A 22,165-nucleotide genomic window follows, 5' to 3' on the forward strand; every position below is an offset into this window, starting at 1 on the left:
GGCTAGAAATTTGTGACCCGGCGCACACATCCGCTAGTTGTCGTTCCACGTCCGAGTCTTATTGAAGAACAGCGCCAGTGCGGCGCCCGCAGCGAGGACTCCGGCAGGTAGCAGGATTGTGGCGGCCATCGCTGTGGCGAATGGTTCGTGCAGCGGCTCCGGGAGTGGCCCAGCGAACGTCGAGTCGCCGTCACCAACACGCGCGGCCAGCTGCGCCGACATCATCGCGGCCACGCTCGCCGACCCGATGACCGCACCGACCTGCCGCACCGTGTTGTACACACTCGACCCAGCCCCCGCCAGCCGCGGATCGAGATTGCGCGTGGCAATCATCGACAGCGGCCCCCACATCATCGAGTTCCCCAAACCATAAAAGACGGAGATGAGCAGCATCCACGCACTGCTTATCGACGGCTGTGTGATCCCCGCCGCCGCCACCATGCTCAACGCAGTCACACTCAAACCGGTGATCACGATCGGTTTCGGGTCGCGCGTATTGGTCAGCTTGCCGATGAACCCAGACAACGCTCCCGACACCACGCCCGAGGGCAAGATCAGCAGAGCTGCCTGCGTGGGCGTGAGAACCTTCACGCTCTGGACGTAAATCATCCACGGGATAGTGAAGGTCGATACCGCGAAACCAACGGTGGCGATGGTGAGGGAGGCGAGAGCGAAATTCCTGTCGTCGAAAAGCGAAAGCGGAACCAGCGCATCGCGCGACGTGCGCGTCTGCCACCACACAAACGCCACGAGCAGCACTGCGCCTGTCGCGATGAGGCCCACCACGCGAATGTCCCAGTTGAAGTTCGCACCCTCCTGAATCCCGAAGATCAAGCAGAACATGCCCGCAGCACTGAGCGCGACACCGAGCCAATCGAAACTGCGCGCGGTGAGTTCCAGTCGGGGGACGTGCTTCCACGCGAGAATGAGGCCGATGATGCCCACCGGCACATTGACGTAGAAGATCCACTCCCAGCCGCCGAGGTCCACGAGGAAGCCACCCAGCAGCGGACCTGCGACTGTGGCGACACCCGCCGTGCCGCCCCACAGGCCCATCGCGGTGCCGCGTTCGTTCGGCGCAAACGTGCGGATCATCACCGACATCGTCTGCGGGGACAACATCGCCCCGCCCAGACCCTGGAACGCGCGGGCGGCGATGAGCACCCCGACCGATCCGACCGCGCCCGCCATCCCGCAGACCAGTGAGGACACGCTGAACAGGGCGAGCCCTGTTAGGTACAGCTTGCGCGGACCGAAGCGGTCGCCCAACCGTCCTGTGATCAGCAGCGGGACAGCGTATGCCAGCAGATAAGCACTGTTGACCCAGATGACCTCGTTGTACGAGGCGTCCAAACTTCCAGCAATCGCCGGGATGGCCACGGCGACGATGGTGGAATCCACGAGGATCATGAAGAATCCGAGCATCATCGACCACAAAGCCGGCCATGGCGAGCGCTGATCTTGGGCGTACGTACTCACCTGGGCGAATCTACTCCTGGCGGGCTCTTCCGGGGTTGGTCGGGCGGGAGTTACTTTTTCAGTATCGCCTTTCAGGTTCATGTCCGAAATCTGACCTGCAGAAACGCTTTCGCTCCGCTGTAAAAGGCGATACTGAGAATCTAGAAACGCTCAGGCGCCGCCGGGAAACCCCAGCGGCGCCTATTCAGTGGTCGTGTCAGTTCCCAGTTACGACATCATTCCCGAGAAAAGGCTTCCGAGTGTCCTCGAAAAGCTTCGGGTTGAAGAAATTGAGCGCACCGATCAGCGCGGCGATGGCAGCCAGCGCACGGAAGAAGCGCAGCACTCCCTTGGCGGCAGAGGATGCGGCGGAGCCATTGTTGTCGTCGGTGTCGCTGTCGCCGTTGTTGCCCTCCACCTTGACCGGCATGGTGACGTCGGTCTTCGCGTCGGTGGTGATGCGCAGGACCAGATCGCCCTTAGCGTCAGTTGGGACGGCCAGCTTGACGGTGGCCTTGCCGGCCTCGCCGTAGCCCTGCTCGCCGAGGTCCGGATCGATGTCGGTAGATGCCTCGGCGAGCTTGTCGCCTCCAGCGTTCTCGAGTGAGACAGTGACTTTCTTGGCCGGGTCGTCGATGGTGTAGATCAGGGAAGACAGATCAATAGTGGCGTCCGTTCCAGGCTTGAGCGGCTGGTCCAGCTTCACGCCCACGGCGGACTGGCCGCGCGGGGCGAGTTCCTCGTCGCTCTTGAGGTACTGGATGAATGCGTCGACATCGAGCAGGCCAATGTTAGACATCTCGGACCCCCGGGTCAGGGCCTCGAAGCTGTCGCCACCGCCGAGCAGGAAGGTGGAACCGGCGATGACGTAGTCCTTCTCCATGTCCATCGGCTTGCCGTCAATGGTGATGGAGGTGATGCGCTGACCCTGCTCCGCGTCCGGGTTGTAGGTGTAGGACACGTTGTTGGACAGGCCGAGCGCGAGACGCGGGCGGTCCTGACCGGGCTTCCACTGCTGCTCAAGGGCGTCCTTGAAGTCCTTGCCCTTGATGGTCTTGTAGGAATTCTCGTTGCCGAACGGCTGAACGGAAAACGCCTGCTTGTAGGTCACGTCACCTGTCGGGAGATCGTCGCGGACACCGCCGGCGTTCATAATGCCGATGTCCGGCGTGACGTTGGAGTTCGCCGCCACGCTCCACTTAGCGGCCTCCGCGAGCAGGTTGCTCAGGGAGGATTCAACACCGCGGTTCGTGCCGGATTCTGCGCCCTCGTTCCTGCCGCGAGTGAACGCGACCGGAGTGTTGGCCACGACCTGCTTGCCCTGCTCTTCGGCTTCCGCTGCGGCTGTCGAGACGGTCGTGGCAATCTCCGGGTACGCCTTGTCACACGCGAGGACGGTGGCATTGTCGACGACCTTCGCCTCATCGACAGTGACCTGCTTGGTTGCACGGTCGATGCTCAAGTCAACGTTAGCGAAGCCCTGGGAGTACTGGCCGGCCTGCGCCACAACCGGGGTGGTGGAGGCATCCGGGTTAACAACCACGTGGGTGTGGCCGAGGAATGCGACGTCGACAGCCTCGTAGAACTTGTCCGGGGCAATGCCGCCGGCGTGGACGAGGGCGACCACAACGTCGGCTTCGCCCTTGTCTTTGAGATCCTTCGCCAGAGTGTTGGTGGTGGCGACTGGGTCGTTCCACGTGATGCCCGCGATGCCGTCCGGGCTGACCAGGTTCGGCATGTCGGCGGTGACGGTACCGATGAAAGCGACCTTCACGCCGTCGACTTCCTCGACGTGGTACGGCTTCGTGCCGTTCACGGAATCAGCGTTCGCTGCAAGATAAGGGAAGGCAGCGTCCGGGATGACCCGGTCGGACAAGTCTGCCGCGCCCTTGTCGAATTCGTGGTTGCCCACAGCAGAGACTTTCAGGCCCATCTGGTTGAGGACCTCGATGGTGGGAGCGTCGTCAAGCAGCATGGCCGAGAACGGGGATGCGCCGATGTTGTCACCGGAGGAGGTGAAAATGTGCGCGTCGCCGAACTGTTCGGCCTCCTGGTCGATGGCGCACTTCAGGCGCTCGGCGCCGGGGATGGAGTTCTTCTCGTCGTGCTCGAAACGGCCGTGGAAGTCGGTGATGTTCGAGATGGAGATCTTGGCGGTTTGCTCGTCGGCGGATGCGACCGGCACGGTCAGAGCGGATGCGGACAGGGCGCTGATCGTCGCGGTAGCGATGGTGGCGCGCAAGTTCTTACGCATGCGTGGGCACCTTTCGGTTCGAAAGCGGTTGGGGGAAAATGTCGGTCCGTACTCAGCTACTGGCACATGCCGAGACAGAGAACCGCAATCGAAAATAGGTGAGCGAGGTGGCGGCGACGTGAAGCTGGAATGTCCGAAACGTTAAGGAATGCCCGAATAGCCACTCAGGTTCACTGTGTCACCACAAGCCGCCGAGGAACTCGCCGACGACCGCGGAACCGAGCTCATCGAGGTTGGGGGCGACGACGCGGCCGCCGGCGCGGGAGGCTAGTGCGTCGAGAAGCGCGACGAGGTTCGGGTCATCTCCAAGGCGGAAGAATGTGGTATTCGCGCCCCGACGGGTGACAGTGTCGAGCTGCGTGACGGTCAGCGCGAGGGTTTCGCGCGTGGTGGGCCAGTAAAAGACAGGCTCTCCGTCCTGGGTGAGGTGGGAGGTCGGCTCCCCGTCGGTGACGATGAGCAGCGTGCGGTTCATGTTCGGGTGGCGGGAGAAGAACTGGTCCGCGAGCAGCAGCGCATGGTGCAAGTTCGTGCCCTTTTCCTGCAACGGCGGCAAGCCGGTCAGCTCGGAGATGTCCATCGTCTGCGCGTAAAGGCCGAAACCGATCAGTGCGAGCTCATCGCCGCGGAACTGCGTGGAGATGAGGTGGTGCAGGGCCAATGCGGTCTGCTTCATCGGCAGCCAGCGCCCTTCCATTGCCATGGAGAAGGACGTGTCCACGAGCAGGGCCACCGCATTACGGGTTCGGGCCTCCGTTTCCTGGACTTCTACGTCGCCGATCGTGATGTTCACTGGGCCCGCACTCAGGGATCCTTCTGCAGCTTGACGCTGAATCGCATTGGTGATCGTGCGGGTCGTATCCCACGGCTGGGTGTCGCCAAATTCCCAGGCGCGGCTCGAGCCGGTCGGTTCACCGGTCTGGCCGGCGGACGACGAATCCCGGGACCCCTCCCGCGGGGAGAGGTGCTGCGCGGCATCCTGCAGCAGTGACTGGCCGAGTCGGCGCATGGCTTGCGGGGAGAGTTTGAGGCTGCCGTCGTCACCCTTTTGAAGAAGCCCGCCATCGCGCAGCGCCTTCTCCAAGTCTGAGAGTGTGCGCGCGGACACGGCCGCGTCTTGGCCGAGCAGATCTTCGATGTCTTCGAGATCGGCATCCGACGGGGTGAGCCCGGAGAGATCATCGGCCAGTTGGTCGAGACGACCGAGGTCCTCCATTGCGCGGGCTGCGTCGCCCAGCCCCAGCCCCTCGTCTCCTTCGAACTGTTCGCCGCCGTGCCAGTCGAGGTCTGGCCGGATGCCGCGCAGGTTCGCGTCCAACTCGCCCATCAGGTTCATCAATTCCGGCGAGCCGAAAGCCTGCGCGGACAGCTCCATGAGTTCGCGGCGCTGCTCGTCCGTCATCGAGTTGAGCATGCGCTGGGCGGCCGCAGAGCGCTTGGCTAGCAGCTCCACGAGCTCGTCGATCGTGCTGGGGTTCTCCGGGAACTGCGCGCCGTGCTTGTCCATGAAGGCGCGGAAGTCCTCCTCGGTATCTTCGCCGAGGCGGTGCTTGCCCAACAAAATATTGAGGTCCCGCAGCATTTCTGCAATTGCGGCGCGGTCTTCGTCCGTCGCGTTCTCAAGTGCATCCTTCATTCCGGAGAATCGCTGGTCGAGCATCTCCCGGCCGAGCAAGTCCTTGATCTGCTCGAACTTTTCGCGCGCCTCCGAGGATGCCCACTCGTATGTGCCCAGTTCGCTCACTGCGCCGGCAGGGGAACCGGGTAGGTTATCCAGCTGCATTTCCCGCAGTTGCCGGTCCATGTCGTCCATGTGCACGTCGCGGGCGAGTTGGCCGCGTTCGGCGAGCACAGCGTCGTCGAGAAGCTTCTTCACGTCCTGCAGCGTCTTGCCCAAGTTGTGGCGCTGCAGCAGGTTGCGGCGGCGCTCGGAAATGCGCGCGACCAGATCGTCGTAGCCTTCGAAACCGTCAGCACCGCGGCGGAGGTATTCGCGCAGCGCGCGTTCCGGGGAGTAGCCGGCCATGACCTCATTGCCAATTTCTCGCAGTGCCTTCGTCAGGTCCGCCGGGGGAGCCAGGGGGTCCCGTCCGCCGGTATAGCGGGTGTAGCGGGATCTAGCCATAGATTGTTTCGCCTTCTCCAGAGTCTTTCGAGATCTTCCGGGACAAGTAGAGGGATTCGATGCCGAGCTCAATGGCTGCGGCACGGTGGCCGTCCGAACCAGCGCCGTTCTCGGGTGCGAAGGCGGCGGTCAAATCGTCGTACAGCGTTGCGCCGTCAAGGTCCGGCAGGCCGGCGAGGAACTGAGCAGCAGTGACGTGCTCACCCGTGGAGATTGTCCGGGTGCCGTCCAGCGCGGCAATGAGCGGAGCGAAGTCGATTTCGCGCACCGACCGACGCACGGCCCCGGCGATGGCGGTGCGCAGGATGTACTCCAGCAACTCCCATTCGCGTCCTTCCTCGCCGGGTTCGAACTCGACCTTGCCGCCCATCACGTCGACGGCGGCTTCAAGGTCCACCAGGCGGGCAACGGGGTCCTCGCCTGACACAGCGGCGCGGTGGCGAGCTGATGCGGCGACCGTTTCCGCGCCAGCAATGGCAAAGCGTGCGGAAACACCTGCACGCTGGTTCACGGCGGGGGATTCGCGCAGCGCGCGGGTAAACCGTGCGAGGACCTCGAGCAGCACAGGCGGGATCTCGGCTGTGAGATCCGCTTCCTGCTCGATGACTGCCATTTCCGCGGCCAGCTCGAGCGGGTAGTGGGTGCGGATCTCCGCGCCGAAGCGGTCCTTGAGCGGGGTGATGATGCGTCCGCGGTTCGTGTAATCCTCCGGGTTAGCACTCGCCACGACCAGCACATCGAGGGGCAGGCGCAGCATGTACCCGCGGATTTGAATATCTGCTTCCTCCATGACGTTGAGCATGGCTACCTGAATGCGTTCAGCCAGGTCAGGAAGCTCGTTGATGGCCACAATGCCACGGTTGGAGCGGGGGATGAGCCCGTAGTGGATGGTCTCCGGGTCACCGAGCCTGCGGCCTTCGGCCACACGCATCGGGTCCACATCGCCGATCAGATCCGCCACCGATGTGTCTGGGGTGGCGAGCTTCTCGGAGTAGCGTTCGTCGCGGTGCAGCCACGAGATCGGGGTCGCGTCGCCGTTCTCAGACACCAGCGCCCGGGAAGCGTCGGTGATCGGGTGCAGCGGGTGTTCGCGCAGTTCGGAGTTGGTGAGGACAGGGGTCCATTCGTCGAGAAGCGATGGCAACGTGCGCAGCAGACGTGTCTTGCCCTGGCCGCGCTCGCCGAGCAGCACGATGTCGTGGCCGGCAATGATCGCGCGCTCGACTTGCGGAATGACCGTGTTCTCCAGGCCGTGCAGCCCCTCCCACGGGTTGTCGCCTGCCGCCAGCGCTGCGAGAAGATTGTCTCGCAGCTCTTCACGGATTGTCCGGTACGGGTAATTCCCGCTTTCGCGCAGTTCACCGAGGGTCGAGATATTCGGAGCTGAAGTCATGCGCCCCAGACTACTCCGGCTCGCCATACACTGGCCGGGATGACAACTACGCGCGTTCTCCTCATCCGCCACGGTCAAACCCCTACCACCGGTGTCGTTCTGCCTGGTCGGGCGGCGGGCTTGCACCTTTCGGAGACGGGCCGCCAGCAAGCGGAACGTGTCGCTGTGCAGCTCAAGGAACGCTTTTCGCTTATCGACGCCATCTTCACCTCCCCCTTAGAACGTACCCGCGAAACCGCGGAGCCGACCGCCCGCGTTTTCGGGCTGGAGCCGGTCGTTGACGACGCATTCATTGAATGCGATTTCGGCGACTGGACGGGACAGAAGTTGACCGACTTGAGCAAGTTGCCAGAGTGGCAAACCGTGCAGAAGACTCCTAGCCAGTTCCGGTTCCCCGGCGGGGAAAGCTTTGTGGAGATGCAGGACCGAGTCGTCGCCGGAATCGAGCGCGCAGCTGCTCAATTCCCGGGCGGCGTTGTCGCGTGCTTCAGCCATGCAGATCCCATCAAGGCGGCCATTACCCACTACCGCGGTGTGAACCTGGACGAATTCCAGAAAGCGAAAGCAGATCCGGCGTCCGTGACCGTCATTGAGTTCGCCGAAGGAGTGGGCCGCGTTGTCTGACCACACGCTTCAGCCGCCGTTCACGCGGGAGCTCGAGCTGCTTACCCACGGTGAACTAGGTTTCGTGGGGCAGGTGGCTGGGTCGTCGAACATGACCTTCGTCTTCGACATCACCGCTGGCGGCGACCAGGATGACAGTGAGTACGCATGGGCTGTATTCAAGCCAGAAGCAGGGGAGCAGTACCTGCACGACTTCTCGCCCGCTTTATGGCGGAGGGAGCGCGCGGCGTTCCTGCTCAGCGAACACCTTGGATGGCACCTCGTCCCGCCGACTGTCGTGCGCGACATCGAGGGGCTAGGGATCGGTTCGCTGCAGCTGTACATCGACAATGACGGCTCCCACTACTTCCCGCTCTACGAAACGCGCGAGGACCTGCACGACCAGTTTCGCCGCATGGCCGTCTTCGACGTGCTGACCAATAACACCGACCGGAAGTCCGGCCATGTGCTGCTCGGGGAGGGGCCGTCCGGGCCCGAACACGTGTGGGGTATCGATCAAGGCCTGTGCTTTCACCAGGACCCCAAATTGCGTACCGTGATCTGGGACTTCGCAGGCGAGTTCATCGACTCGGCGCTCATCGAGGCCGTTTCGCCGCTCATTCATGACGTTCCGGCCGACATCGCCGAGCTGCTCGAGCCCGCAGAGGTCGAGGCACTGCAGGAACGCGCCCTACGTCTTGCGGGGCTGCCCATGTTCCCGGCTCCGCGCCACCAGTACCAGTTCCCGTGGCCGTTGGTGTAGGGGGGCGTCGACAAGCGAAAGGCCCCGCAACGCACCTCCAGTACGTTCGGGGCCTCTCCGCAGGACGAGCTTTAAACGCCGTCAGTCTCCTGCGGGTCGTTGTCCGCGTCAGCCTTCGTCTCGTGGCGCGTGCCGTGGTCGTGCTCCGGCGGCGCGTAGATGGAGTACAGCTTCGCGGGCTCCGAGCCCTCGTTGGTGAAGTTGTGCCACTTGCCAGCCGGAACGAACGCCGCCCAGTCAGCGCCGACAACCTGGTCGACCTCGAGGTCGGTCTCGGACGCGCCGATCATCGCGCGCAGCTCGCCAGCCTCGAGGCGCAGGAACTGGTCGTGGTCGTCGTGGATCTCCGCGCCGATCTCGCCGCCCGGCGGGATAGTCATCACGGTCAGCTGGAGGTTCTTGCCGGTCCACAGGGTGTCACGGAAGGCCTCGTTATCCACCGTCGCCTTTTCAATGTCAACGACGTACGGGTTAGGTCCTTGATCAGCCATTGTTCCTCCTTTGTGTTGCGAACATCAGGCACCTTCAGTCTACCTAGAATCATTGGGCATGGATCTCCCCGAACGCATCCCGCTTAACGACGCTCGACTAGCCCGCATCACCCGCACCAACGCCACCCTCGAGAACCTGCCCGAGCAGCTTGAGGAGGCCTGGGGTGAGCTGGCGCCGTTGATCGAGTACTACGAAACCGGCTGGAGCGGCGACATGCAGAACTACCCCGACGCGCAGTTCGGTGTCCTGTCCGAAGACGGCGTGTGGAACGAGATGGGGCGGTTCTACCACGCAGTGAAAGAGATCGCCGCCGTCTCCGCGCGCATTGTCCGCGAGTACGAAAACGGCGGCGAGTCTGGCGGCGAGGGTTAGTTCAGCGGTACGAGTGTGACGTCGGTAGCTTCCTCCATCGCCTGCTCCTTGTCCAGGCGGTCCAAGGCGTCCTGCGTGATGTCCGACTCGTTGACGTCGAGGACGGTCTGGTCGCCCACCGCACCGCGGTCGACCTGGGCTGGGGCATTCGACGGGGCGATGCCGAAGAACTTGTCCAGGCCTTTCACGTTGAACTGGGTGGACATGTAGCGGGCATTGTTGGACGTGTTCCACTGCGAGACAACCAAGTCCATATTGTCCAGAGTCGAACCCGGAACAATGTAACCGCCGTAGAGCTGGGTGAAGTTGTTCTCGTCCTGGCGCTGGCGCCAATTGCCGTCGCCAGCGACGACGGGGCGGGCCGGCGCAATCTCGTCCCAGTTGCGCGCGATGGTCTCGGACACGCGCACCTCGATGGAGCGGGTATGAGCGTTGAACATTGCGAGCACCCAGTGGCCGTCGATGTAGCGCAACGACATCTCACCGGCCTTCATGTTCTTGGAGAGCATCGGCTTGCCCATCTTCGAACCCCACGTGCCGGTGGCGGGATCGTAAATCTCCCAGCTTTCGCGGTTGCCAATGTCCTGCTCGCGGAACCGGGACAAATACACCGAGTCTTGGCGACGGAAATCGGACGACACCACGTAGATGTAACCATCCGGCCCCATCTCCCAGCTGATCATGTTGCCCAGACCCCTCATATAGCGCGGGCTTGTCGTGCCCACCGACGTCCACGTGCGGCCGTTGTCAGTGGACTTCCAGATCTGGGTCTCCACGATGTTGCCCAGGCCCGCGTTCCACATGCCCTGCATGTACAAGACCCCGTTGATGTTGATCACATCAGACGGAATCAACGTCAAGTTGTTGTCGTGACGGTAGTTAATGAGCTGTCTTACAGAATCACCACTGTTCAGCGGGCGCTTCAAAGTGATCCGGCCGTTCCCGTCCATCTCAGCGACTGCACCGATGGGGCTGAGCCACTCGCCCTGGCCAAAACCGCGGCCGGTGAACGAGTCGCCGAAGACGATGGCGAATTCCTCCCCGATACCCAGCGGCGCCATGATTCCCAGATCCAACGCACCGGCACCAATGTCGTTTTGGTGAGTGCCCAGCAAGTCACCGACCATCGTGACGTCGAGGCCTTCGCTGACCCGGCTCCAGGGGTTGTTTCCGGGTTTTGCCGCTGGCTTCTCCAACGGCGTGCCGAAGAGCCCGGAGCTGAAGTCACTCGGCGAACTCGACGAGCTCGAGGAAGAAGACGAGCTCTGTGCGTCCGCTACCGCAGGGCTGATCAGGGATACAGCGGCAAGTCCAGCGAGGACGGCGGAGGACGTTGAACGCAGGGGGCGCGGGGAACGACGGGAACGACCGGGACGAAGGAAACGCGGGGTACGCGGGGTATGCATGGGGCTAGCTCGCTTTGATATCCGGGGGCGGTGATGCAACCGGATTGGACTCTAGCAAAGGGCGAGTGCTTTATTCCGGCTTCCTGTGGCGCCCGACACTGGACGTATCGTCGGGGCGCCTGTGCCGGCCCGTGCCCTGTGCCGCGCGCCGAGAACGCGTAGCACGCCGCAACCGCACCTTTTCCACCTCGGACAAGTAGGTGTTCTCGCCGGCGAGGTCGGCCGAGGTACTGCTGCGGCCGGGGTTGAACGATATAGGAGCCGGGAAGGACTGCGTAGGCACATGAGCCTGCGCTCGGCGGTGCAGCTCCGACGAAGGCTCTGCAGGGAACAGTGGTCTTCGCCCCGCGCGGGACGCTGGCCGAGCCTCCGGTTCGGCCGGGAACAGCGGCTCCGGCTGAGCCTTCGGCTCTGCGGTGGACAACGGCTCCAGTTTCGCAGCCGGCTCGGGCGGGAACAGTGGCTCCGGCTTCGGACGCTCCGCCGGTTCGGCCGGGAACAGCGGTTCCGGCTTGGGGCGCTCGGCCGGTTCGGCCGGGAACAGCGGTTCCGGCGCTGGTGGCTCCGCGGGGGACGGCTGCTCTGGCGGGAGCACCGGCTCCGGCTCGGGCTTCGGCTCGGGCTTCGTCTTGAACACCGGCTCGAACACCGGCTCCGGCATGGGCTTTGGCCTCGGCGCGGGCTCCGGCTCTGGTTCCGGCTCCGGCTCGAACACGGGCTCCGGCTCCGGTGGCAGCAACGGCTCCTGCTCCGGCTCCGGCGGCAGCAACGGCTCCGGCTCCGGTGGCAGCAACGGCTCCTGCTCCGGTTCTGGGGGCAGCAAAGGCTCTGGTTCCGGCTCGGGCGCTGGTACCGGCTCGAAGACTGGCTCCACCCGCACCCGCGGGGCTGCTTCCGGGGTCTCGTCCTGCGCTGGCGGCTGGTATTTCGGTTCCCAATCCAGGAAGATCTCCCGCGCACCCGGGAACGGGATGACTTGGTCCTCCGGGTCGATGGCGGCATCGAGCTCGACGGTGATGGCTAGGGTGCCGTCGGCGTATTCGTAGACCTGCCAGGGGTCGTCGGAGGTTTCCGGCTCGAGAGGCAGCTCGGGAAGTTGCTGGATTGCGCCCGCCCCAGAAACAGGGGAGACATCGACGCCAATGCGTCCGTTGTTGGCGAAGGCGCGGGCTATGACGGGGGCGGGGGAGGCGTCGATAAGCGAGCGCAAAAGGTCGGCCTCGGGGTGGGGCAATGTGCCGAGTACGCGGCCGTCGCATGTGACCACAATGTCTTGCCCGCGCACCAGCAGCCCCACGAGCCACTGGCCGGGGGACATGTCCGTGATGTCGGAAGCGCTGAACTCGCCCGTGGAGATGTCGACGAAAACGGTTTCGTCGTAGCTGCCGGGCAGCATTACCGAACCGGGGAGCGGGTTGTTGCCCGGAATGACAAATTCGGCCGGTGCGAGGTTGACCGTGACGTCGCAGACACCGGTGCCTGGTGCGACGTCTAGCGTGGCGGTCGCGGTCGGGATCATGCCCGCGTCGTGCACGATGTCGATAGGGAACAGCGTGTCGCGGTCTGCGGCGGCGATCTCACCGATGACGCTGCCGTGCGCCTGCGGCCAGCGCACGCGCCACCCGCCGGAGATCGGGTGCGGTTCCAGTTCAACCGTTGTGAGGCCTGCCTGCCCAGCACCGCCAGCCGTGCCGAGGCTCTCATGCACCGTGGCGTGCATGACGTTGCCCACGCGCACGCGCATGCCGTCGCCTAAGGCGGTCGGCGCAAGGGGGTAGCGCGGGGTCGGTTCCATGACTCGAAACTTTACGCGTTAGGCAACGGCTGAACGAATGGCTGGGTTCGATTGGCAGGGATCATCCAGCTTGGTGGGACTTGCCCAGCATCTTTCGAACCAGCTCCACAACAGCCAGGACGGCGAAGCCGACGATGAGACCCATCACCAGCGACCCAGCAGTATCCACAAGCCAGCCGACGAAGCCGCCGCCGACTGCTTCCACACCGCGGGCGAGAATGTCGTGCGGCCAGTGCCAGCCAAAGACTTCGTCGAAACCACGAATGATCAGGTGTCCGCCGACCCACAGCATGGCTACCGTGCCCACCACACCGATCGCCTTGAGCACGTACGGCATGCCCTTGACCAGGGCAGTGCCCAGCTTTGGCGTATTGCCGCGCTCAACCATGCCCAGACCGATGTCGTCGACTTTCACCAGCAGCGCCACCGCACCGTAGACCGCGATCGTGATGAAGATGGCCACGGCCACCAGCACGAGGAATTCCATCCACAGCGGCTGGTCAGCGACTTCGTCGAGCGCGATGATCATGATCTCCGCAGACAGAATTAGGTCTGTCGTCACAGCGCGCTGGACCAGCGAGTCTTCGCTTTCAGCATCGCGGTTGACGGCGCGCTCTGCTGCTTCATCCTCGTCGTGCAGAAGCTTATCGACGATCTTCTCCGCACCCTCAAAGCACAGATAGGAACCACCAATCATGAGGATGGGCACCAAAGCCCACGGAGCGACGGCGTTGAGCAGTAGCGCGATCGGCAGAATGATGAGCAGCTTGTTGCGCAGCGAACCCTTTGTGATCCGCCAGATCATCGGCAACTCGCGCGCCGGCGTCACCCCCGTGACATATTGCGGCGTCACTGCAGCATCGTCGATTACAACACCTGCAGCTTTAGCGGACGTTTTCGCCGTCATGGCAGCCACGTCATCCATGCTGGATGCGGCGGTGCGGGCGATCAGGGCGACGTCGTCAAGCAGTGCGAGCAAACCACCGGCCATTGTTTGAGCCTTTCTGTAGGGAACGAGCAGAGCCTACCCCGTTATGTATGGTGTGAGCATGTCTGAAACGGTCACATCGACAGCCCGGGTGCGTTTGTCCAGCCCAGGGCGGTGCGGCAAGCGGCTGGCCGCCCACTTCGCTCAGACCATTGACGCGACGTGGGACAGCGACGGTTCCAAAGGCTTGTTCAAATTCCCGGACGCCACGTGCGATGTCATCGGCACCGACGGCGTGCTCATGTTCAGCGTCGAGGGTCCCCGTGACGGCGTTGAGGAGGCCGAACGTCAGGTAGCCACACGCTTGATCCACATCGCGAACGAAGACGATGTCGTCGTCGAGTGGCTACGCGGGGGAGAGACCGTCGCACGTTTCTCGCGCGACAGCGCCTAACCCACCGGCGCCAACTCCACTTCCTCAGCCCATGTCAGTTCGATGCCCTGGGCGCGGAGCCATTCCATCGCGTCGTCGTCGTGTCGGGTGATGCCCTCGACAGCGTTGAGCGTGGCATCGATCGCCTTCTCCGCTTCCGCGGCGCTGATCAGGCCTGCTGAGGTGGCCGCGGCAAGCTCGTCGATGTCGAGCACGTCGATCGCCTCGCCCTGGATGGCCACGAGGTCGACGTACAAGTCGCGTGTGCGCCACACTTCGCCCTCGTGATCAATGGCGGCGATGTCGAAGTAGAAGTCCTGCTCCACATCCACGCCCTCGCGGAAGTGGAAGATGTTGGCGCGCAAGTTGAGTTCCGGCAGCAACCAGCTCTCCAGGTAACCGAACTTCGGGTGGTTGGCCCCACGGGCCATGTACAGGCCGAAATCCGTCACCGTGAACGTGTCCACGTCGCGCAGGTACCCCTTCGGGTCCGTGTTCGTCTTCGACATCGTGTCGAAGGTCTCCTGCTTGACGGGGTGGAGATCCACGGCAGAATCTGCCGCGCCCGGGGTTACCTGGGGGCCTGTGCCAGTCATCTCGATCGCCTTTCCTACATCCGGCGTCCTACTTCACCGTCGCCGTCAGGGCCACCGGTGCGAAGCGGCAGGACTTCCCGCCTGTCTTCACCGCACCGTCGACCACTGCCAGAACGGGTCCGGGGCCCGTGGAGGCCACCCCGGACAAGGTTGCCGGTCCTGTGGGATTAATCCCGTTATTGCCCAGAGGCGTTACACCGCTGCGCAGCGAGCCAACATTCACCCAGTACACATTCATCTGGCCCTGCTGCTTCTCCGCAGCTCCCGTGCCCAGGGCGGTGAAGACGAACGTGCTCTCCCCGGCCTTCGGCGCCGGCTGCGGAGAGTTCGCCGGTCCCGGCACCGCGATAACGGACCCTGTGGAGTGCAGGCCCGGGCCCATGCAGTTCAGCGACACCGTTGGCCAGTACCCCTGGCGAAACGCCGGGCCGTTCGTCGGCAGGGCCGGTCCACCGGTCTGCCCCTTCCCGGCGGTGAACCCGACCGCTGCCAGAAGTGCGTCGCGCACCTGCGGCGGCACCCACGGCTGGCTAGCAAAATCGGTCACGGCGCGCTGGACCTGCGGGGTGGGGCGGCCGAGATCGTCGATAATTTGCGACGACGTGACGTTCGATAGATCCGGCAGTCCCGGGGCAGCGCTCTGCGCGGAGGCGGGAGCGGCCGCACCGGCCACGAGCCCGGCGGCGAGCATGGTCGCCGCAGCAGCAGCCTTCACAGGGCGCGACGGCACTGGCAGGGCCGGCAGGGCGGGGAGCTTCTTCAGCTTCATGGGAGTTGGGTCCTTCGCGTCGGGAAAGTAACGCATTATCACAGGACACTTTAGTTACTTTGAAAACAATTGCAACATAAATATCAATAGTATTCTTACGTCCCAATGTCGGGATTGGGGCGGGCGTTGCGTGTTGTTTCCTGGGTCCTGCTCCGCGTGTGTTGAGTTCTCTGTTGGGTTCTGTCTTCAGTTCGGCTGCGCCCCGACATCGCGTTACCCACCGTATGCGGGTAGGGTTTAACCGTTCAAGCGGGGCTGCCGTTGCGGTGGCGTCGTCACGCAAAAGCAAGAAGGAGCAGATCCGCAGTGTCGCACCCCGAATTCCGCAACGTCGCTATCGTCGCGCACGTTGACCACGGCAAGACCACCCTCGTCAACGGCATGCTGGAGCAGTCCGGCGTGTTCGGTGACCACGGCGAGGTCGCGGACCGCGTCATGGACTCCGGCGATCTCGAGTCCGAGCGCGGCATCACCATTCTGGCGAAGAACACATCCATCCGCCGCAAAGGCGCGGGCAAGGATGGCCGCGATCTAGTTATCAACGTCATTGACACGCCGGGCCACGCGGACTTCGGCGGCGAGGTGGAGCGCGGCCTGTCCATGGTCGACGGTGTTGTTCTGCTTATCGACGCCTCCGAAGGACCCCTCCCGCAAACCCGCTTCGTCCTGGGCAAAGCGCTCGAGGCGAAAAAACCCGTGATCATCTGCGTGAACAAGACCGACCGCCCGGACGCGCGTATCGACGAAGTCGTCGACGAGGCCCAGGACCTGCTCCTCGAGCTCGGCGCGTCATTGGAGGATCCGGATGCGGCTGAAGCCGCAGAGAACCTGCTCGAGCTGCCGGTGCTCTACGCCTCCGGCCGCGCCGGCCGTGCCTCCTTCAACAACCCGGGTAACGGCGGCCTGCCGGACAACGACGACCTGCAGCCGCTTTTCGACGTCATCTACGACGTCCTCCCCGAACCCTCCGCCGACATCGATGCCCCGTTCCAGGCGCAGGTCACCAACCTAGACTCCTCGTCCTTCCTGGGCCGTATCGCGTTGATCCGCGTGTACCGCGGCAGCGTGAAGAAAGGCGACAACGTCGCCTGGGTCCACTACGACTCTGACGGCAACGAGCACGTCAAGAACGTCAAGATCGCCGAACTGCTGGTCACCGAAGGTCTTGAGCGTGTTCCGGCCCAGGGCGAGGTCGTCGCCGGCGACATCGCCGCGGTGTCCGGCATCGACGAGATCATGATCGGCGACACCCTGTGCGACCCGGAGCACGTCGAGGCCCGCGAGCGCATCAAAATCGACGATCCCGCAATCTCCATGACCATCGGCGTGAACACCTCCCCGATGGCCGGCCGCGGCGGTGGCGACAAGCTCACCGCCCGCATGGTCAAGGCGCGCCTGGACCAGGAGCTGATTGGTAACGTCTCCATCAAGGTGCTGCCGACCGACCGCCCCGACGCGTGGGAGGTCCAGGGCCGCGGCGAAATGGCCCTGACCGTTCTGATCGAGACGATGCGCCGCGAAGGCTTCGAGCTGACCGTGGGCAAGCCGCAGGTGGTCACCAAGGAGATCGACGGCAAGACCTATGAGCCCTACGACCACATGGTCATTGACACTCCGTCCGAGCACCAGGGTGCTGTCACCCAGCTCATGGCCAACCGCAAGGGCCAGATGACCGCCATGGGCAACTCTGGCGCCGGTGACTGGGTCCGCATGGAGTTCGACGTCCCGTCCCGCGGCCTGATTGGCTTCCGCACGACGTTCCTCACCGAGACCCGCGGCGCTGGTATTGCCAACAGCTACTCCATCGAGCACCGCCCGTGGGCAGGGGAGATCAAGGGCCGCCCGACTGGCTCGCTCGTTGCCGACCGTTCCGGCCAGGTCACCGCCTACGCGTTGACGCAGCTGGCAGACCGTGGCGATTTCTTCGTCGAGCCCGGCGCGGAAACCTACGAGGGCATGGTCGTCGGCGCGAACAGCCGCGACGAGGACATGGACATCAACATCACCAAGGAGAAGAAGCTGACCAACATGCGTTCTGCCACCGCAGACGCAACGGTCACGCTGGCCAAGGCCAGGACCCTCTCCCTGGATGAGGCCATCGAGTTCTGCGACGACGACGAGTGCGTCGAGGTCACGCCCGAGGTCATGCGCGTGCGCAAGGTGATCCTCAATTCCACCGAGCGCGGCCGTGCACGTTCTCGTGCCAAGCAGATGAACAAGTAGCATTAGCGCGCATGAAAGCAGTTCGCTTGACGACGGTCACGCTCGCGTCGATAAGCCTGCTCTCCTCGTGCGCAGCCAACCCGGGCCCGCCCCCGATCGTCGAAGAGACGGTGACCACGGAGACAGCGACGACGACCGTCCAGCCCGGCCCGACGCGGTCACAAGTCCAGGTCGGGGTGCAGCCGCTGCGCAACGGGCTCAACCCGCACCTCATCGCCGATGAGAATTCGACGGTGCAGGATATTGCTGAGCTCACCCTGCCCAGCGCGTTCTTAGACGGGAAGATGAACACTGATCTGCTCGTCAGCGCAAGCGAGCTGCCCGACGGCGAGGGTGACGAGGACGCAGCAATGACCGTGCGCTACGAGATCAGCCCCGCCGCCCAATGGTCCGACGGCAGCCCCATCACCGGCGCCGACTTCGCCTACCTGTGGCGCGGCATGACCTCCACGCCGGGCACGGTCGACCCGGCCCCGTACCGTGCCGTGAGCGACGTGCGGGTCTCGGGCGGAGGCGGCAAGATCGTCGACGTCGTTTTTGACGAGCCGGTCGGCGATTGGCAGGGAATGTTCCGCAACCTGCTGCCGTCACACCTGTTCGATTCGACCGCAGCCGATTTCGCAGCGGCGCTCGCAGACTCGATCCCAGCTTCGGCCGGCCGCTACATGGTCGACCAAGTCGACCGCGGCAGTGGCATCATCACGCTGAACCGCAATGACAGGTTCTGGGGGCAAAGCCCAGCGAGCATTGACATTCTGACGCTGAATTCGGTGCGCTCCACCGAGCAGGTCGCCGACCGTCTGCGCGCCGGCCAGCTCGCCTTCGTCGATCACGTGCCGGGGGAGACATCGGCCGACGCGTACTCCCTCATCCCCGGAACCCAAGTCCGCACGGAGCGCGGACCACGAGAACTAGGCCTGGTCATGAGCGTCGATTCGCCCGTTCTCAATGACCTTGCGGCACGCGAGGAGCTGCGCTCGCTTATCGACGTCCCCCTCATCGCCCGCATCGCCTCCTCCCGCTCCCGCGACGTCGATGCCGCCGAAGCGACTCCGGCGTTGGGTCGAGAAGCGGGAGAGTTGCGCGCGGCCGTCGATAAGCACAGGCCGTTGCGCATCGCCGCCGACCCGCGCGATGACGAGTCGATGCCGGCCACCAGAGCGCTCGTGGACATCCTCAACGGCGAAGGGATCTCCGCGGAGACCGTCGCCGCCGACATGACCGATATTGCGGAGCGACTGCCTGCCGGTGAGATCGATGCGGTGATGAGCTGGTCGTTCACCAACAGCTCGACTGCGTGGGCCAGCAAGGTCCAATGCCCCTACACCGCCGCAACGGAAGCCGGGGACAGCGGCGCCCAGGACAGTGGCGGCGATGGGGCCAACGGCAACGACGCAGGCGGTGCGGGCGCTGACCGCTACGCCTCCGGCAACCTGAGCGGATTATGCACCCCGGACACGGACCGACTAGCCGAGGCAATTCTCGCCGGCGACATCTCCAGCCAACAAGCCCGCGAACAGGTCACCGCCGCTACCGCAATCGAAGCCGTGTGGGTGCCGGTACTGCGCGAGCGCCGGATCATCGTCCTGGGGCAAGGCATCATTGGCCCGTCGCCGAACTTGGAAGAATGGGACCGTGGCCTTGCCGGGGCCGACACATGGAAAGAGGACACAACTGCCAATGAGCAACGCACCACAGAACCCGAGTAACCCCCGCCCCAACGCGCACGCTGATCGTAGAGACCTCACTGGGTACCGCGTCGTCGCCGTCCACGCCCACCCGGACGATGAATCCATCTCCACCGGCGGCGCCCTCGCTGACCTGTCTCGCCGCGGGGCCGACGTCCTCGTTGTGACCTGCACGCTCGGCGAGGAAGGCGAAGTCATCGGCGAGACCTACCAGGGCCTCGTCGACGACCAGGGCCGGGGCGCCAACCAGTTGGGCGGCTTCCGCATCCACGAGCTGGCCCGCGCGTTGGACATCCTCGGCGTGCGCGGCGAGTTCCTCGGCGGGGCGGGGCAGTACAGGGATTCGGGGATGGCGGGGTCGCTGGCGTCACGCAATGCGCGGGCACTCGTGAACTCGGGGCAGCGCGCGATCGACGACCTTGCCGCCGTCTTCGAACGGGAACGGCCCCACCTCGTGCTCACATACGACCCCAACGGCGGTTACGGCCACCCCGACCACATCCGCGCCCACGAGATCACGCACGCCGCCGCCGACCAGATCGGGGGATTACCGCGCATTCTCTGGGCCGCGCGCCTGCGCAGCGAGCTTGAAGCTGAAATCGCCGATGTGGTCCCCGCAGGCTGGACCCGTCCTGCGCCGGGCGAGCTCGATGCCGTCGATACTAGCGACACCTGGGTGGAGATGAACGACACCGTCTACGCCGCCAAGATCGACGCCATGCGCGCCCACGCCACCCAGATCTGGATTGCCGACGGCTCCACCTCCACCACCAACCCCCACGCCGCCTTCGGCCGCGCCCCCTCCGCCGACGTGACCACCTACGCGCTGTCCAATCTCATTGCGCAGCCCGTCATCCGCCGCGAACACTACCAGCTCGGGGCTGGGCAGCCGCTGGACCACGGTGCTGACCTGCTCAGTGGCATCGCGCTGTGACGCCCGAGCCACCCATGCGCCGGGAGCCGCAGGTCCGCACTGACTTCAGCCCCTCCGAAGCACGCTGGGCCATCGCGTGGCTCAGCATCGGTGCCATGATCGCCGTGTTGCTGCAAGTCACCTCCATCAACGCCGCGTGGGGGATCCCGTCTATCGCTACCGCGTTCCTCTTTCAGGGGGTGGTGACGCGGACGGGGCGGTTGTGGACGTCGAAAAGCGTGCGCGTGCTCGTGCCGACCCTCGTGTGGGCCGCCTGCTTTGCAATGCTCTATTTCGGCGTCGACGTCACCAGCGATATCCTGAACAACAATTCCATTCGCGCACTCGCGCTGTTAATCGCCGGTTGCCTCGGAGGGGTTTGGCCCCTCCTACGGCGCAAGTGACATACTTGACGGGCAACAGGAAAACCCAGAGGAGCAACAATGACCTACATCATCGCCGAACCGTGCGTTGATCTGCTCGACCGCGCATGCGTCGAAGAATGCCCCGTCGACTGCATCTACGAGGGCAAACGCATGCTCTACATCCACCCCGACGAGTGCGTGGACTGCGGCGCCTGCGAGCCCGCCTGCCCGGTCGAAGCCATCTTCTACGAAGACGACCTGCCCGAGGAGTGGAACCACTACTACGACGTCAACGTCGCATTTTTCGACGAGCTCGGCTCCCCGGGCGGAGCGGCTGCCGCCGGCAAGTACGACTTCGACCACCCATTCGTGGCCGCGCTGCCGCCAATGCAGGAGTCCTAAATGTCGCGCAGCCCGCTCTCCTCGACCCTGCCTGACTTCCCGTGGGACACGATCCTCGACGTCAAGAAGAAGGCGGCCTCCCACCCGGACGGTTTGATTGACCTGTCCGTGGGCGGGCCCGTGGATCCGGTGCCCCCGACGATCCAGCTCGCCCTCGCAGAGAATGCTGCCGCGCCCGGATACCCGCAGACCATGGGCACCCCGGAGCTGCGCGAGGCGATCGTGTCGGCTCTGGAGCGCCGCTTCGGCATCGCGGGGCTGAACGAGAAATCGGTTCTGCCGACGATCGGCCTGAAAGAGGCCGTCGCGTGGCTGCCGACGCTGCTCGGGCTGCGCGGCGAGACCGTGGTCATCCCAGAAGTGGCGTACCCCACCTACGAAGTCGGGGCACTCATCGCAGGGTGCAACATCGTGCGTTGCGACGATCCCGCCGACGCCCCCCGCGACGCCGCCCTGGTGTTCATCAACTCGCCCTCGAACCCGACCGGCGCCCTGGCATCGGTGGAGCAGCTGCGAGCGTGGGTTGAGTTTGCCCGCGACACCGGCGCGATCGTGGCCTCCGACGAGTGCTACCTCTACCTCGGCTGGACCACCGACCCAGTGTCCATCCTGCACCCGTCCGTGACTGACGGGGACAACACCGGGCTGCTCGCGCTGCACTCGCTGTCGAAGACCTCGAATCTCGCCTCCTACCGCACCGGCATGATCTCCGGCGACGAGAACCTGGTCCAAGAACTGCTGGAGGTGCGCAAACACGCCGGCCTGATCGTGCCTGGCCCGATCCAGCACGCAATGACCGCAGCACTGAGTAGCGACCTCCATGAGGAGCTGCAACGGTCGGTGTACGCCACCCGCCGCGTCGAGTTGCTGAAGGCTTTGCCCGGCGCTGGGTTCACGGTCGATGCATCCGACGCTGGCCTCTACCTCTGGGTGCGCCGCGAAGGCATGAACTCCCGCGAGGCGCTCGACTGGCTCGCCGAGCGCGGCATCCTCGCCGCACCGGGCGATTTTTACGGCCCTGCCGGCGCTCAGCACGTCCGCATTGCGCTGACCGCGACGGACGAGCGCATCGATGCCGCAGTCGCCCGCCTAGCGCAGTAGCGCTTCTGGTTCGTCGCAGCCGCGTCCACGGGCGGTTCGACCGGTTCGTGAGCAAGATAACGCCACGACAATCCCAGAGTTCGCGC

20 protein-coding genes are annotated in these 22,165 nt (G+C 64.4%); 10 read left to right on the plus strand and 10 right to left on the minus strand.

Translation table 11 applies throughout. From position 1 onward, the window contains the following. Window positions 1-33: 33 nt before the first annotated feature. From KBX07_RS00270 to KBX07_RS00285, 4 genes are all read right to left on the minus strand, one after another. Window positions 34-1,479: a DHA2 family efflux MFS transporter permease subunit gene (locus KBX07_RS00270; RefSeq protein ID WP_005290874.1), complete on the minus strand. Its 1,446-nt coding sequence runs from the start codon at window positions 1,477-1,479 to the stop codon at window positions 34-36. A 196-nt stretch (window positions 1,480-1,675) separates the two neighbouring features. Continuing rightward, window positions 1,676-3,712, minus strand: a complete 2,037-nt coding sequence (locus KBX07_RS00275) for a bifunctional UDP-sugar hydrolase/5'-nucleotidase (protein ID WP_256022534.1) — start codon at window positions 3,710-3,712, stop codon at window positions 1,676-1,678. 178 nt (window positions 3,713-3,890) lie between these two features. Continuing rightward, entirely contained in the window at window positions 3,891-5,837 is a 1,947-nt protein-coding gene (locus KBX07_RS00280) for a VWA domain-containing protein (protein ID WP_256022535.1), read from the minus strand. Then, window positions 5,830-7,230 (minus strand): magnesium chelatase, encoded by a 1,401-nt coding sequence (locus tag KBX07_RS00285; protein ID WP_005290865.1) that lies wholly within the window; start codon window positions 7,228-7,230, stop codon window positions 5,830-5,832. The genes KBX07_RS00280 and KBX07_RS00285 overlap by 8 nt, the downstream gene beginning before the upstream one ends. Before the next feature lie 39 nt (window positions 7,231-7,269). Between KBX07_RS00285 and KBX07_RS00290 the strand changes: the two genes are divergently transcribed. Both KBX07_RS00290 and KBX07_RS00295 read left to right on the plus strand, forming a co-directional pair. Next, a complete protein-coding gene (locus KBX07_RS00290; RefSeq protein WP_005290862.1) occupies window positions 7,270-7,854 on the plus strand; it encodes a histidine phosphatase family protein in 585 nt (194 codons plus the stop codon). After that, complete coding sequence (locus KBX07_RS00295) at window positions 7,847-8,596, plus strand: SCO1664 family protein (protein WP_005290859.1); 750 nt, start codon at window positions 7,847-7,849, stop codon at window positions 8,594-8,596. The genes KBX07_RS00290 and KBX07_RS00295 overlap by 8 nt, the downstream gene beginning before the upstream one ends. A gap of 71 nt (window positions 8,597-8,667) precedes the next feature. Here the strand turns inward: KBX07_RS00295 and KBX07_RS00300 are convergent, their stop codons facing one another. Further along, a complete protein-coding gene (locus KBX07_RS00300; RefSeq protein WP_256004490.1) occupies window positions 8,668-9,087 on the minus strand; it encodes a cupin domain-containing protein in 420 nt (139 codons plus the stop codon). A gap of 58 nt (window positions 9,088-9,145) precedes the next feature. On the opposite strand from KBX07_RS00300, the gene KBX07_RS00305 reads away from it, so the two are divergent. After that, window positions 9,146-9,460: a DUF4298 domain-containing protein gene (locus KBX07_RS00305; RefSeq protein WP_256022537.1), complete on the plus strand. Its 315-nt coding sequence runs from the start codon at window positions 9,146-9,148 to the stop codon at window positions 9,458-9,460. Here KBX07_RS00305 and KBX07_RS00310 read toward each other — a convergent pair. The 3 genes from KBX07_RS00310 to KBX07_RS00320 all read right to left on the minus strand — a co-directional run bounded on the left by KBX07_RS00310 (window position 9,457) and on the right by KBX07_RS00320 (window position 13,652). Beyond that, window positions 9,457-10,803 carry a DUF4185 domain-containing protein gene (locus KBX07_RS00310; protein WP_370687261.1) on the minus strand — a complete coding sequence of 449 codons (1,347 nt, stop codon included), beginning with the start codon at window positions 10,801-10,803 and terminating at the stop codon, window positions 9,457-9,459. The two genes, KBX07_RS00305 and KBX07_RS00310, sit on opposite strands and share 4 nt — an antisense overlap. A 133-nt stretch (window positions 10,804-10,936) precedes the next feature. Next, the gene (locus tag KBX07_RS00315) at window positions 10,937-12,661 is read right to left on the minus strand and encodes a hypothetical protein (protein WP_005290847.1); all 1,725 of its coding nucleotides are present in this window, start codon (window positions 12,659-12,661) and stop codon (window positions 10,937-10,939) included. Between the two features lie 61 nt (window positions 12,662-12,722). Beyond that, a complete protein-coding gene (locus KBX07_RS00320; protein WP_005290844.1) occupies window positions 12,723-13,652 on the minus strand; it encodes a DUF808 domain-containing protein in 930 nt (309 codons plus the stop codon). A gap of 58 nt (window positions 13,653-13,710) precedes the next feature. Between KBX07_RS00320 and KBX07_RS00325 the strand changes: the two genes are divergently transcribed. Further along, window positions 13,711-14,043 (plus strand): DUF2218 domain-containing protein, encoded by a 333-nt coding sequence (locus tag KBX07_RS00325; protein WP_040423787.1) that lies wholly within the window; start codon window positions 13,711-13,713, stop codon window positions 14,041-14,043. Here the strand turns inward: KBX07_RS00325 and KBX07_RS00330 are convergent. Beyond that, window positions 14,040-14,618, minus strand: coding sequence for a DUF402 domain-containing protein (locus KBX07_RS00330; RefSeq protein WP_005290838.1), 579 nt, complete (start codon window positions 14,616-14,618; stop codon window positions 14,040-14,042). The genes KBX07_RS00325 and KBX07_RS00330 overlap by 4 nt on opposite strands. A 28-nt stretch (window positions 14,619-14,646) precedes the next feature. Then, window positions 14,647-15,387, minus strand: a complete 741-nt coding sequence (locus KBX07_RS00335) for a hypothetical protein (protein ID WP_232210301.1) — start codon at window positions 15,385-15,387, stop codon at window positions 14,647-14,649. Window positions 15,388-15,693: 306 nt separating this feature from the next. Here KBX07_RS00335 and typA point away from each other — a divergent pair, with 306 nt between their 5' ends. Genes typA through dapC form a run of 6 tightly spaced genes read left to right on the plus strand, consistent with a single transcriptional unit; the run spans window position 15,694 to window position 22,079 of the window. Further along, window positions 15,694-17,610, plus strand: a complete 1,917-nt coding sequence (gene typA / locus KBX07_RS00340) for a translational GTPase TypA (protein WP_005290834.1) — start codon at window positions 15,694-15,696, stop codon at window positions 17,608-17,610. An 11-nt stretch (window positions 17,611-17,621) separates the two neighbouring features. Beyond that, on the plus strand, window positions 17,622-19,319 hold the full coding sequence (locus tag KBX07_RS00345) for an ABC transporter family substrate-binding protein (RefSeq protein WP_256022539.1): 1,698 nt from the start codon (window positions 17,622-17,624) through the stop codon (window positions 19,317-19,319). After that, complete coding sequence (gene mshB, locus KBX07_RS00350) at window positions 19,291-20,232, plus strand: N-acetyl-1-D-myo-inositol-2-amino-2-deoxy-alpha-D-glucopyranoside deacetylase (protein ID WP_005290826.1); 942 nt, start codon at window positions 19,291-19,293, stop codon at window positions 20,230-20,232. The genes KBX07_RS00345 and mshB overlap by 29 nt, the downstream gene beginning before the upstream one ends. After that, window positions 20,229-20,615, plus strand: coding sequence for a hypothetical protein (locus KBX07_RS00355; protein WP_256022541.1), 387 nt, complete (start codon window positions 20,229-20,231; stop codon window positions 20,613-20,615). Before mshB ends, KBX07_RS00355 begins: the two co-directional genes overlap by 4 nt. A 39-nt stretch (window positions 20,616-20,654) precedes the next feature. Next, on the plus strand, window positions 20,655-20,978 hold the full coding sequence (gene fdxA, locus KBX07_RS00360; RefSeq protein ID WP_256022542.1) for a ferredoxin: 324 nt from the start codon (window positions 20,655-20,657) through the stop codon (window positions 20,976-20,978). Further along, entirely contained in the window at window positions 20,979-22,079 is a 1,101-nt protein-coding gene (gene dapC, locus KBX07_RS00365; protein WP_256022545.1) for a succinyldiaminopimelate transaminase, read from the plus strand. It abuts the gene before it with no gap. Window positions 22,080-22,165: the final 86 nt, after the last annotated feature.

It is taken from the genome of Corynebacterium sp. CCUG 70398, from assembly GCF_024454055.1.
Lineage (GTDB): Bacteria > Actinomycetota > Actinomycetes > Mycobacteriales > Mycobacteriaceae > Corynebacterium > Corynebacterium genitalium.